The sequence below is a fragment of the Vibrio sp. 10N.247.310.98 genome (genome assembly GCF_041467395.1).
Classification (GTDB): Bacteria; Pseudomonadota; Gammaproteobacteria; order Enterobacterales; family Vibrionaceae; genus Vibrio; species Vibrio crassostreae_C.
In genome coordinates, this window is sequence record NZ_JBFSUL010000059.1 from 20,090 (window position 1) to 32,214 (window position 12,125).

Consider the following 12,125-nt stretch of genomic DNA (forward strand, 5'->3'; position numbering starts at 1 on the left):
TTCACCCAATCTAGAATATGGTCAATTCGATGATTTGTTAGTCAGTTGAATGTGAGATGTTCGACAAATTAAAAAGCCCGCTATTAAAGCGGGCTTAGTGATAACTTTTTTATAAACAAACTGTTTAACTAGAAGTACACGTTAGCCCACCAAGAACTTGTCCAAGTGCGCCACCAATTAAGCTCTGAACTTGCTTCTACTGAAGAAAGTTCTAAAACTTTATCTTTATGGTTTTGGTTAAATTCTTGTAACATGGTGAACCTATCAAATGTGATACTTCGTATTTGTGTACTAGTTAACTAGTTTTCTGCTTGCGGGTCAAGTGTGTTGACACAAATATAACGATAAAAATTGAAAACAATGAAAAAGAATATATGAGAATTGATCTACATAGTCATACAACAGCCTCAGATGGCCGACTTACTCCACCTGAGCTAATTGACCGAGCGCTTGGCTTTAACATCGAAGCGCTAGCGATTACAGATCATGACACGACTGATGGGCTTGCTGAAGCACGCAGCTACATTGCGGATAACAACCTTCCTATTCAGTTGATAAACGGCATTGAGATTTCGACTGTTTGGCAAAACAAAGATATCCATATTGTTGGGTTAAACGTTGATCCTGAGTCACCAGAACTCAAAGCGCTCATTGAACAACAGAAGCAACACCGTATTGGGCGTGCTGAGATGATCGCTCACCGTCTTGAGAAAGCGACTCGTGAAGGGGTGTTAGAAGAAGTTAAATTGATTGCGGGTGATGCACCAATCACTCGCGCTCACTTTGCTAAGTGGCTAGTCGACAATGGCTATGCGAAAACTATGCAGCAGGTGTTTAAAAAGTTTCTTACTCGTAATAACCCAGGTTATGTGCCGCCAACTTGGTGTTCAATGAGTGATGCTGTCACGGCTATTCATGCTGCTGGTGGACAAGCCGTACTCGCTCACCCTGGGCGATATGGACTTACAGCCAAGTGGGTTAAGCGCCTGCTAGCGGCATTTGTTGAAGCGAAAGGGGATGCGATGGAAGTAGCTCAACCTCAGCAAGCGCAACAAGAAAGACGCACACTCGCGGATTATGCTATACAATACAAACTATTAGCCTCCCAAGGCAGTGATTTCCATTACCCATCTCCGTGGATGGAACTTGGACGCAATCTCTGGCTACCTTCTGGGGTCGAAGAAGTATGGAAAGATTGGGAGTTTCAAACGGTTTCACCATCTGAATAGTCTTTAGGTGAGCCAGCTCCTTCTGATGATAGAGTCGAGAGATTCGATAACGAGGATCAACAATGAGCCAGTTTTTTTATGTACACCCAGATAACCCACAAGCACGCTTAATTACTCAAGCGGTTGCGATTATTCGCAATGGCGGCGTTGTGGTTTATCCAACAGATTCCGGTTATGCGCTGGGCTGTCAGCTTGAAAACAAACAAGCACTTGAACGTATCTGTAAAATTCGTCGCATCGATGACAAGCACAATTTCACCTTGTTATGCCGTGATCTTTCTGAGTTATCACTGTATGCACGCGTTGATAACGTGGCTTTCCGTCTGCTGAAAGCACACACGCCAGGTGCTTACACGTTTATCTTTAAAGCAACTAAAGAAGTGCCAAAGCGTTTGATGAACGCCAAGCGTAAAACGATTGGTATTCGTGTCCCAGACAACAAGATTGCACTCGACCTGTTGGAAGCGATGGGCGAACCACTGATGTCGACGTCTCTGATTCTTCCGGGTAACGAGACTACAGAGTCGGATCCAGAAGAAATTCGTGACAGCCTAGAGCATGCGGTTGATGTGATTTTGAATGGCGGTTACTTAGGTGAGCAACCGACGACCGTTATTGACTTCAGTGACGATGATGCCGTGGTTCTACGTCGTGGTGCTGGCGATCCTGCGCCGTTTGAATAATCGCTTTACTGATTAACAGTCTGTAACGATACAGCAAACCTGCCACAGTAAATAACAAGTGCTTTTTGGCAGGTTATTTGCGATAATACGCGACCGCGATTTGGTCGTGAAAAATTCATTCGACGTCTGTGAAGACGACAATTAGGTAGAAAAGAGTAAATGAGCGAAAAATTACAGAAGGTTTTAGCGCGAGCTGGTCACGGTTCTCGTCGTGAACTAGAAGGTTTAATCAAATCTGGTCGTGTAAGTGTTAACGGTCAAGTTGCGAAACTGGGCGAGCGTCTTGAAGACGAGAACTCAGTGATCCGTATCGATGGCCATACTGTTTCAGGCAAGGCTTCTGAAGAAGTGGTTTGTCGTGTACTTGCTTACTACAAACCTGAAGGTGAGCTTTGTACTCGTCACGACCCTGAAGGCCGCCGTACTGTTTTCGATCGTCTACCTAAGATCCGTGGTTCTCGTTGGATTTCAGTTGGTCGTCTTGATGCAAACACATCAGGCCTTTTGCTTTTCACTACTGATGGTGAGCTTGCAAACCGTCTAATGCACCCAAGCCGTCAGGTTGAGCGTGAGTACCTAGTACGTGTATTCGGTGAAGTGACTGAGCAAAAAGTTAAAAACGTTACTCGTGGTGTACAACTAGAAGACGGCATGGCTCGTTTTGAAGATGTTGTTTACGCTGGTGGTGAAGGTATGAACCATACTTTCTACGTAGCGATTAACGAAGGTCGTAACCGTGAAGTTCGTCGTCTTTGGGAATCTCAAGAAACGACAGTAAGCCGCCTGAAACGTGTACGTTACGGTGATATCTACCTTGATAAGAAACTGCCTCGTGGCGGTTGGAAAGAGCTAGATCTTCAAGAAGTTAACTACCTGCGTGAGCTTGTTGAGCTTAAGCCTGAGAAAGAGACACTGTTGGATCTTGATCCTTCAAACACTTCTCGTAAGCGTGAGCGTTCTCGTAGCCAAAAAATTCGTCGTGCTGTTAAACGTCACGAAGAGCGTGCAAACGCACCAAAAGGCCGTAGCAACCAAACTAAGCGTAAGAAGCCTGCAACTCGCGGTACTACAACACCTGATTCAGGTCGTAGCGCTCCAGCTGCAAACAAAGGCAAACCTCAGGCTAACAAAAGTAAGCCTAAACTGAACAACGGTCGTCCGGCTAAACCAGCTAAGCCAAGAACACGTCAGTAATTACGTAATTTCTTACGCGTAAAGCTTCATTAGCTGAAAGCACTGAATACTAAAAAACCTGCTCATTGAGCAGGTTTTTTTACGTCTGGAGAAATAGCAGATGCGGGATGCGAGTAACCGAGTATCGAAAACATGCTGCCATAAGTGACAGTAAGCGAGCTTTTCGCATCTCTTATCTCGTGTAGGCGCATCTATAATCTGCTCGTATCTCGTATCTCGTATCTCGTATCTCGTATCTCGTATCTCGTATCTCGTATCTCGTTTCTTTTACTTATGATTCGAAAAGTTATCGCCTTTCGCCAGTCGGTCGTAAAGCACAACATTCACTGATGCCGCTAGATTCATACAGCCGTTGGTCGGAACGTAAATCGTCTCACGACAGAAATCTGTGATTTCTTTCTTTAGCGTGCCATCTTCTGGGCCAAAAATGTAAAACGCACGTGGTGGGTGCTTGTAATCAGGTAGAGGCTTAGCACCTTCAATCAGATCAACAGCAACCGGCACGCAGCCTACTGGAATAATATCTTTCAGCTCTTCAACACCAATCAAAGGCAGGGCTAAGTGCTTTTCTTTGGTATCGGTATGGAATTTTCGCGCATGGTCGTAGCGTGTGCCAGTGTAAAACACAGAGTTGGCGCCGTAGCAGCCAGCTGCTCGCATCACTGAGCCTACGTTTTCTGGCGTCTTTGGGTTAACTAGGCCAATGCAGGCATAGCCTTTTGATTGTGTGTCTGTTTTTGCTTTGGTCATAATCAGTGAATCTAACGTTGATGATGAAAGTGATGAATCACGATGGAAAATAGCGTGATAAAAATAGCCGAGCAATGGGCTCGGCTAACTTTTAACTCGCTTACATGAATACTTGTTTACTCATGCAGATGAGCGTCAACAGCGGTATTAGTCGCGTTTCCACAGCATGTGACAGAACTTATGTTCTGGATCACGGCTGATTAACATGCGAGCAAATACGTCGTCTAGAACGTCATCAGCTTCATTCACAAGACCAATGCGCACTTCAGCGTAGACCTCTTTGTCGACTTCAAAGCCAACATGTTCAACCCAATCATCGCCAGTTTCAACAAGCTCTGCTGCGCCACGATCTTCAAACTGAGCAGTGAAAAGAATCACGTCTGCAGGCTCTAGGTTGTCAGGTGCCATCTCTAGGAAGATGTCGTATGCAGTGTCAATTGCGTCGTCATAAGACATTAGGTCGTTAGCTTCGGTCATAATAAGTATCTTAGCTTGCGCGGTTCATGTATTTACGTTCAGCAGTGTTTACTACTACTTTGTCGCCAGTCGCGATGTATTCAGGTACTTGAATAGTAAGACCTGTAGAAAGACGAGCAGGCTTAGTACGAGCAGACGCTGATGCACCTTTGATTGAAGGATCAGTCTCTTCGATAACTAGTTCAACAGATGTTGGTAGCTCAAGCGTTGCAGCGTTGCCGTCGATAAGGATCGCGTACATGCCTTGAGTTTCTTCGTTGATGAACAGTAGTTCGTCTTCGATAGTCTCACCGTTGAAGATGAATTGTGTGTAATCTTCGTTGTCCATGAAGATGTACTCGTTGCCATCAACGTAAGAGAACATTACTGCACGCTTAGTTACGTCAATAGTTTCAACAATTTCGTCAGCCTTGTGGCGAACTTCAGTTTTAACGCCAGTTGCTACATCGTTACCACGGAAGCGGTAAATCTTTTGGCCGCCACGGCCGCCTGGTGTTGTTACTTCGATATCTTTAACGATCACTGTTTTGCTTTCTACTGTGATAGCAAAACCTTTTTTAATTTCACTTGCTCTAGGCATTTTGTGTTTGTCCTTAGTGGGTCTATCCGCTGATTATATCTCGGAGATGCTATAAATAGGAATAGCTTGAATCATAAAGTCACCTAGGCGATCATAGAGTTATAGTTAAATCATTATTTTATTTACCGAAACGACCTATGCAGCTACCCGTTATTGACCCAACACAGCCTTTTCAACCTGAATTTCAACCTGTGGTTAACGATCTGATTACCTTTCTAAAAGGTGGATTAGGATCTAATCTGCACAGTATTTATATTTATGGCAGTGTGGCTCGTAAGCAAGCCGTCTTCGGTCGCTCCAATCTAGATGTGGTTGTGGTGACCCATCGACCGTTTCCTGACCAACGAACCACTTTGTTGAACACCATCAAATGGCGTTTCCAAAAGAGCTTCCCGCAGGTAACTCAAGTGGCGATAAAAACTACCTTAGTGAGTGAGATAGTCGATTTCGACAATATCTTCACTTGGGGTTTTATGCTCAAGCATTTAGCCGTGTGTGTGCATGGTGAAGACTTATCAGACTGCTATGGTGATTTTGAAACAAGTTGGGAAATCGCTAAGCACTGGAATATGGATGCGGAAAACTGGTTGGCGGTGTATCGCAACAAGATCGCACGAGCGACAACGCCAGAACAACAAGTCGCTGCGCAGGTGATTATTGCCAAGAAGCTTCTACGGGCGAGTTACTCACTGGTGATGTACCGCGATAAATATTGGTACGATGATCCTGTTGAATGTGGCCAACAGTTCTTGAAGTATCACCCAGATCGAGAAGTCGAAATCCAAAGGTTGGGCATTTTACTTTCTGGTCGACCAATCCCTAAACGTTCGGTGATCGGTATTCTTGATGGCTTTGGTGAGTGGTTGATTAAGCAGTATCAGAAAACCGAGTTCAGAATCGGATAGAGATTTATAACCGATCCATTGATACTAAAAAGCAGAGTGTGCTGAAGAACATATCTCTGCTTTTTTCGTTTTAAGAGCATATTGAATATAGTGCTAGAACAAACCCAACTGCTGCCCACTAACTCTTTCAAAGTCTAAACCGATGAAGGGCAGTATTGCCTCTGCGACCGGTTTAATCTGCTTGTCGATATAGTGCTGATAATCGATACCACTCTTTAAATACTCCTTGGGCTCAGGGCCACTCAGAGTAATCAAATACTCAATGCGTCCTTTATTTTGGTATTGAAGAGGGCGCCCTAACTGAGCATTGATTTCATCGGCCATACGAGCTGCACGAACCTGCGGTGGAATGTTCTTTTGGTATTCATGTAGCTTACGACGCAGACGCTTCTGGTAAACCAGTAAATCGTCATGTTTACCCGCTGAAGTCTCATCTACAAACTGTCTGACATAGTCGGTAGGGTCTTGGTCATGAAACACCATCTCATACAGGGTTTGTTGGAACTGTTGTGCCAACGGCGTCCAGTCTGTTCTTGCACTCTCAAGCCCTTTGAAGATGATTTTCTCTTGGTCGCCTTGATTGATTAAACCGGCATAGCGCTTCTTCGAGCCAGTTTCTGAACCTCGAATGGTTGGCATAAGAAACTTGCGATAGTGAGTCTCATATTCCAATTCGAGTATAGAGGTTAGGTTGTGGGTCTCTTTTAAGTGATTCGTCCACCAATCGTTGATGTAAGCGACCAGTGTGTTCCCGATCTCGTCTGCTTTTTGCTGATCATAACTGCCGTTCAGAGACACGAAGGTTGAATCGGTATCGCCGTAAATCACTTGATAGCCTTTGTCTTCGATCAGAACCTTGGTTTGCTTCATGATCTCATGTCCACGCATGGTAATTGAAGACGCTAACCGGGTATCGAAGAAACGACAACCAGACGAACCCAACACACCATAAAACGAGTTCATGATGATCTTAATCGCTTGAGAGAACGCCTTCTCGTTGTTCTTCTTCGCCACATCACGTGCAGCCCATAGGTTTTCGATCATCTCTGGCAGAAAGTGCTTTGAACGGTGGAATTGACCGCCTCTAAAACCCTCGACCGCTTGGTTTTCTTCAGGGCCTAGTTCCAGCTTCAATCCTTCGATTAACCCCATAGGGTCAATCAGGAACGAGCGGATGATTGATGGGTATAGGCTCTTGAAGTCGAGCACCAATACAGAGTCGTACAGGTTGGGAATTGAATCCATCACATAACCACCGGGGCTAGCAATCCAGTTCTCAGGCTCTAAGTTAGGCGCGACATAACCCGCTCTGTGTATCTGTGGTAGGTACAAATTAGTAAAAGCAGCAACAGAACCGCCAACACGATCAAGCTCGACACCAGTCAGTCGCGAACGCTCAATCGCAAAATCGAGTAGGTGGGTATGTTCGAAGATTCGGTTTACCAACACACAGTCTTGAAGGTTGTACTTAGCGAGTGAAGGCTTATCGAACTTAAACATCCGGTTAATCTCATCCATGCGGTCATGAACGTTGTGGATGTCTTTGCCTTCACCAAGTAACTCTTGCGATACCGACTCCAGTGACCAAGACCGGAAGTGGTAGGTTGCCGTTTTAAGCATATCGATACCATCCAAGACAACGCGCCCTGGGATAGTGATAAACCCCTGCTGATTCTGTGCAGAGCTACGGAAAAAGCTTGGTTGATTGTCTCTACCGATATTTAGCTTTACTTCGTTCCATTCTGAACGTTTGTGCAGCAGCCTAAAGTCGAAGTCGATAACATTCCAACCAATGATGATGTCAGGGTCAAATTCAGAGAACCACATAATCATGGCTTCAAGAAGAGCTTTTTCGTTGGCAACCCATTGGATGTTGGTGCCGGCTTCTTGAGGGGCGCCGACCATGATCACTCGGCTATCCATCGAGCTGTCTAGACCAATCGAATAAAGCACGCCTTTTTCTGAACATTCAATATCAAGCGAGACGACAGATAGATTGGGTAAGTAGTCGCCCGCTCGGCATTTCGCATTTGAGACTCTGCGATGCTGGTTCTTTTGTACCGCGGTACCCGTGAACTCAATACTTCCTTTGATAAAGCGTTCCATCAAGAATCGGTCAGCGAGTCGAATATCGCTTTCAAAGGTTTGGATTTCTTCGTTATGGAAGGCTTGCGCTAAACCAAAGCTACTTCTCGACAGCGAGGTATAACACGCGGCGAGAGGTGTTTGCTCGAATGTGGCTAGTTCTAGAGGCTTAAATTGGCAATCAATCGACTCTTTGGCTGCGATTGTCTGACATGCTTCTAAATCAGATTGAGCGACAAAAAATACAGGTTTTTCATTTGGAATGGTCAGCAGAGTAGGGCCTTGAGGGGTGCTTAACCACAAGTCGATTTGCGTGCGCCCTGAAAAATCTCTCGCTTGTCTTGTAAGTACAAAGCCTTGCTGAATATCCAATGTAGTAACCTATTGAAATTGGGAATCGAATACTACCACTTAGCGACCCTCAGCGCACAACAGGCAGCAAAAATACTAACTAAATTCTAGTTAACAGAGGCAAATAACGGGACTCTATAAGCAAATAAGTGAAATTGTCGCGAATGGTTATTCAATGGTATTGAAAATATCTTTATCTTGTGTAATTTTATTGGGTGTTGTTTTAACTGGTTGATTTTTAGAAAAAGCTTGTTGTTTTAGTTAGCTTATTTGTTAATAAGTACTTGCTAAAGTTCGTGTTTCAGCACATATTCAACAGAGCTTTTTTTTAGTAATTAAGTTAAGATGTACTCAATGCTGCGATCCACTGTTCCTTTGTTCCTTTGTTCAATTGTTTCAAACAGATGAAATGACACAGTGGTTGCAGAGCCAATTAATAGTGTGGAGATACAAGTTTGATAAATGTTTTCCTTGTAGATGATCACGAGCTGGTTCGCACAGGGATACGACGTATTATTGAAGACGTCCGTGGAATGAACGTAGCAGGGGAAGCTGAAAGCGGTGAAGATGCTGCAAAATGGTGTCGTACTAACAATACTGACGTTATTTTGATGGATATGAATATGCCTGGTATTGGTGGCTTAGAAGCAACCAAGAAGATCTTGCGTTTCAACCCTGATGTTAAAATCATCGTTTTAACTGTTCATACGGAAAATCCGTTTCCAACTAAAGTGATGCAAGCTGGAGCTGCGGGTTACCTTACTAAAGGGGCAGGTCCGGATGAAATGGTAAATGCAATTCGAGTGGTTAATAGTGGCCAACGATACATTTCACCAGAAATTGCGCAGCAGATGGCTTTGAGCCAATTCTCGCCTGCGTCTGAAAATCCATTCGCAGACTTATCTGAACGTGAACTTCAAATCATGATGATGATTACCAAAGGTCAGAAAGTGACGGATATTTCAGAACAACTCAATCTAAGTCCTAAAACAGTCAACAGTTACCGCTACCGCTTGTTCAGTAAGCTGGATATCAGTGGCGATGTAGAGCTGACGCATTTAGCGATTAGACATGGAATGTTAGACACTGAGACCCTTTAACACTGAGATCGTATAGTGACCAACTTGTTTGACTCAGTCTCATTCCTCAAGACAGTAACAGAGCAGCCCGGCGTTTATCGAATGTATAACGCCGAGGCTGCCGTTATTTACGTCGGTAAAGCTAAGAACCTCAAAAAACGCCTTTCCAGTTATTTCCGTAAAAAAGTCGACAGTGAAAAAACACGCGCTCTAGTTAGTAATATTGACAAGATCGATGTCACTGTAACGCACACGGAAACAGAAGCGCTCATTCTTGAGCACAACTACATCAAGCAGTACTTGCCTAAATACAACGTACTTTTGCGTGATGATAAGTCGTACCCTTATATTTTTATTAGCGGTCACAAGCATCCTCGTTTGTCGATGCACCGTGGTGCTAAGAAGAAAAAGGGCGAATACTTTGGTCCTTACCCTGATTCCGGCGCTGTGCGTGAGACGCTACACCTAATCCAAAAGATTTTCCCTGCCCGCCAGTGTGAAGATACGGTTTATGCCAATAGAACGCGCCCGTGTTTGATGTATCAGATTGGTCGTTGTGCTGCGCCATGTGTTAGCTCAATCATCTCTGATGAAGAGTACAGTGAACTTATCGACTACGTTCGTCTGTTCCTGCAAGGGAAAGACAAATTAGTCCTTGAGACGCTCATCGACAAAATGGACAAGGCAAGCCGTGAGCTTCGTTTTGAACAAGCTGCCGCTTTCCGTGATCAAATCCAAGCGATTCGACGTGTGCAAGAACAACAATACGTATCTGACGATTCAATGGAAGATATGGACGTGTTGGGATTTGCTCAAGAGAATGGCGTAGCGTGTATTCATATCTTGATGATTCGCCAAGGCAAGGTTTTAGGCAGTAGAAGCCATTTCCCTAAAATTCCCAACAATACGGTGCGAAAAGAGGTCTTTTCGAGCTTTTTAAGCCAATACTATCTTGCGCATAGTGAAGCGAGAACCATCCCAACCCGTTTGATTCTCAATGCCGATTTGATGGAAGATGTCACACCGATTCAAGAAGCCTTGTGTGAAGTAGCGGGTCGTAAGATTCACTTCAATACCAACCCTTCAGGTACTCGAGGTCGTTACCTTAAATTGTCTAATACCAATGCATTGACGGCTATTACCACCAAGATTAATCACAAGATGACGATTAATCAGCGCTTCAAAGAGCTCCAAGAAGTGCTGTCGATGGATGCTATCAAGCGCATGGAATGTTTTGATATCAGTCATACCATGGGTGAAAGCACGATTGCGTCGTGTGTGGTGTTCAATCAAGAAGGCCCGGTTAAACCAGAGTACCGTCGTTACAACATCACCGGCATTACAGGTGGCGATGATTATGCAGCGATGGCTCAGGCGCTTGAGAGACGTTATTCGAAGCAACTCGATGTCGACAAGATCCCAGACATCATCTTTATCGATGGTGGTAAAGGTCAGCTAAACCGCGCTCATGAGATCATTTCTCAATATTGGGGTGATTGGCCGTTTAGACCAAGAATGATGGGTATTGCGAAAGGCGTGACGCGTAAACCGGGTTTAGAAACTTTGGTAACCCTTGAAGGTGAAGAGTTTAATTTACCTAGCGATGCACCAGCGCTGCATCTTATCCAGCACATTCGTGATGAGAGCCATAATCATGCGATTGCAGGGCACAGGGCGAAACGTGGTAAAACGCGCAGAACCAGTGCTTTGGAAGGAATTGAAGGGGTAGGACCTAAACGTCGTCAAGCTTTGCTGAAATATATGGGTGGCTTACAAGAACTTAAGCGTGCAACTGTCGAAGAAATAGCCAAAGTGCCGGGCATTAGTCATTCTTTGGCAGAAAACATTTATCAAGCATTGAAACAATAGTAAAAATCCCGCACCATTAAAGCGCAATTAATAAGAGCCCAATAATATGCGTTTGAATATACCTAACATTTTGTCCTTACTGAGACTATTTTTGATCCCAGTATTCGTTGTCGTTTTCTATCTACCTTATCAATGGGCTCCTTTCGCTGCTGCGATGGTGTTTTGGGTAGCCGGTTTCACTGATTGGCTAGATGGCATGCTAGCTCGTAAGTTAGGGCAAACGTCTCGCTTCGGTGCCTTCATTGACCCTGTGGCTGACAAAGTGTTGGTCGCTACGGCTCTTATCCTGATTACAGAGCATTACCACTCTATTTGGATAACTATTCCAGCCGTGACCATGATTGCTCGTGAGATCATCATTTCAGCGCTTCGTGAATGGATGGCTGAAATCGGTAAACGCGCAAGTGTTGCGGTATCTTGGGTTGGTAAAGTCAAAACGGTTTCTCAGATGTTCGCTCTTTGGGTACTTATCTGGAGATACGACGACTGGATGGTGTGGGTAGGTTACATTGCACTGTATGTCGCCACCGTTCTTACTTACTGGTCAATGGCACAATACTTGATGGCTGCCAAAGACGATTTGTTAGACGAAAAACATCATTGATGAAGAAGCGAGCTGAGGCTCGCTTTTTTGATCTTTAACCTAAGGTTAAGTTATCAATAGTGGATATCTAATGTGATATAGATCTCCTTTGAATAACCCGCTCACAGTGTGTTTTGAACATAAAGTCAGCTATTTGGCCTGTTTCGTATGAAATCTATTCAAACGAATTAAAAATACAAAAATAATATTGACTCAATCGTCTGAATCCGTAGAATGCATCCCGTACCCAAGAGGATGGCAATGAGCGATTCGATTGGAGTTACTAAGGCGCCTTGGCAGAGTGGCTATGCAGCGGATTGCAAATCCGTGGACCTCGGTT

General features: G+C 44.4%; 12 protein-coding genes and 1 other annotated feature. Of the genes, 7 read left to right on the plus strand and 5 right to left on the minus strand.

Annotation, left to right across the window (positions count from 1 at the left end):
- Positions 1-67: 67 nt before the first annotated feature.
- Positions 68-182: a sequence feature (Trp leader region), on the minus strand.
- Positions 129-254 (minus strand): trp operon leader peptide, encoded by a 126-nt coding sequence (locus AB6E78_RS18810; RefSeq protein WP_009848753.1) that lies wholly within the window; start codon positions 252-254, stop codon positions 129-131. Its footprint overlaps the feature before it by 54 nt.
- A 120-nt stretch (positions 255-374) precedes the next feature.
- Here AB6E78_RS18810 and rnm point away from each other — a divergent pair, with 120 nt between their 5' ends.
- The 3 genes from rnm to rluB all read left to right on the plus strand — a co-directional run bounded on the left by rnm (position 375) and on the right by rluB (position 3,106).
- Positions 375-1,229: an RNase RNM gene (gene rnm, locus AB6E78_RS18815; protein ID WP_017061496.1), complete on the plus strand. Its 855-nt coding sequence runs from the start codon at positions 375-377 to the stop codon at positions 1,227-1,229.
- A gap of 62 nt (positions 1,230-1,291) precedes the next feature.
- Positions 1,292-1,912 carry an L-threonylcarbamoyladenylate synthase gene (locus AB6E78_RS18820; protein WP_009848751.1) on the plus strand — a complete coding sequence of 207 codons (621 nt, stop codon included), beginning with the start codon at positions 1,292-1,294 and terminating at the stop codon, positions 1,910-1,912.
- Positions 1,913-2,071: 159 nt separating this feature from the next.
- Positions 2,072-3,106, plus strand: a complete 1,035-nt coding sequence (gene rluB / locus AB6E78_RS18825) for a 23S rRNA pseudouridine(2605) synthase RluB (RefSeq protein ID WP_017055112.1) — start codon at positions 2,072-2,074, stop codon at positions 3,104-3,106.
- Positions 3,107-3,373: 267 nt separating this feature from the next.
- Here rluB and AB6E78_RS18830 read toward each other — a convergent pair whose 3' ends face one another.
- The 3 genes from AB6E78_RS18830 to yeiP form a co-directional block, all read right to left on the minus strand.
- Positions 3,374-3,856, minus strand: coding sequence for an RNA methyltransferase (locus AB6E78_RS18830; protein WP_017061495.1), 483 nt, complete (start codon positions 3,854-3,856; stop codon positions 3,374-3,376).
- Positions 3,857-4,003: 147 nt separating this feature from the next.
- Positions 4,004-4,333, minus strand: a complete 330-nt coding sequence (locus tag AB6E78_RS18835; protein WP_372132822.1) for an HI1450 family dsDNA-mimic protein — start codon at positions 4,331-4,333, stop codon at positions 4,004-4,006.
- Positions 4,334-4,343: 10 nt separating this feature from the next.
- Positions 4,344-4,913 carry an elongation factor P-like protein YeiP gene (gene yeiP / locus AB6E78_RS18840; RefSeq protein WP_017055115.1) on the minus strand — a complete coding sequence of 190 codons (570 nt, stop codon included), beginning with the start codon at positions 4,911-4,913 and terminating at the stop codon, positions 4,344-4,346.
- Between the two features lie 137 nt (positions 4,914-5,050).
- On the opposite strand from yeiP, the gene AB6E78_RS18845 reads away from it, so the two are divergent.
- Entirely contained in the window at positions 5,051-5,818 is a 768-nt protein-coding gene (locus AB6E78_RS18845; RefSeq protein WP_017061494.1) for a hypothetical protein, read from the plus strand.
- Positions 5,819-5,911: 93 nt separating this feature from the next.
- Here AB6E78_RS18845 and AB6E78_RS18850 read toward each other — a convergent pair whose 3' ends face one another.
- Positions 5,912-8,275: a DNA polymerase II gene (locus AB6E78_RS18850; RefSeq protein ID WP_372132825.1), complete on the minus strand. Its 2,364-nt coding sequence runs from the start codon at positions 8,273-8,275 to the stop codon at positions 5,912-5,914.
- 434 nt (positions 8,276-8,709) lie between these two features.
- Here AB6E78_RS18850 and uvrY point away from each other — a divergent pair, with 434 nt between their 5' ends.
- Genes uvrY through pgsA form a run of 3 tightly spaced genes read left to right on the plus strand, consistent with a single transcriptional unit; the run spans position 8,710 to position 11,806 of the window.
- Positions 8,710-9,354, plus strand: coding sequence for a UvrY/SirA/GacA family response regulator transcription factor (gene uvrY, locus AB6E78_RS18855; protein ID WP_004729778.1), 645 nt, complete (start codon positions 8,710-8,712; stop codon positions 9,352-9,354).
- A gap of 15 nt (positions 9,355-9,369) precedes the next feature.
- A complete protein-coding gene (gene uvrC, locus AB6E78_RS18860; RefSeq protein WP_372132827.1) occupies positions 9,370-11,202 on the plus strand; it encodes an excinuclease ABC subunit UvrC in 1,833 nt (610 codons plus the stop codon).
- Between the two features lie 46 nt (positions 11,203-11,248).
- The gene (gene pgsA, locus AB6E78_RS18865) at positions 11,249-11,806 is read left to right on the plus strand and encodes a CDP-diacylglycerol--glycerol-3-phosphate 3-phosphatidyltransferase (RefSeq protein ID WP_017061490.1); all 558 of its coding nucleotides are present in this window, start codon (positions 11,249-11,251) and stop codon (positions 11,804-11,806) included.
- The last annotated feature ends 319 nt before the right edge of the window (positions 11,807-12,125 follow it).

What these genes read in the sequence shown, in the direction of transcription:
- AB6E78_RS18810 (WP_009848753.1), bottom strand. Translation starts at nt 254, where the DNA reads ATGTTACAAGAATTTAACCAAAACCATAAAGATAAAGTTTTAGAACTT.
- rnm (WP_017061496.1), top strand. Translation starts at nt 375, where the DNA reads ATGAGAATTGATCTACATAGTCATACAACAGCCTCAGATGGCCGACTT.
- AB6E78_RS18820 (WP_009848751.1), top strand. Translation starts at nt 1,292, where the DNA reads ATGAGCCAGTTTTTTTATGTACACCCAGATAACCCACAAGCACGCTTA.
- rluB (WP_017055112.1), top strand. Translation starts at nt 2,072, where the DNA reads ATGAGCGAAAAATTACAGAAGGTTTTAGCGCGAGCTGGTCACGGTTCT.
- AB6E78_RS18830 (WP_017061495.1), bottom strand. Translation starts at nt 3,856, where the DNA reads ATGACCAAAGCAAAAACAGACACACAATCAAAAGGCTATGCCTGCATT.
- AB6E78_RS18835 (WP_372132822.1), bottom strand. Translation starts at nt 4,333, where the DNA reads ATGACCGAAGCTAACGACCTAATGTCTTATGACGACGCAATTGACACT.
- yeiP (WP_017055115.1), bottom strand. Translation starts at nt 4,913, where the DNA reads ATGCCTAGAGCAAGTGAAATTAAAAAAGGTTTTGCTATCACAGTAGAA.
- AB6E78_RS18845 (WP_017061494.1), top strand. Translation starts at nt 5,051, where the DNA reads ATGCAGCTACCCGTTATTGACCCAACACAGCCTTTTCAACCTGAATTT.
- pgsA (WP_017061490.1), top strand. Translation starts at nt 11,249, where the DNA reads ATGCGTTTGAATATACCTAACATTTTGTCCTTACTGAGACTATTTTTG.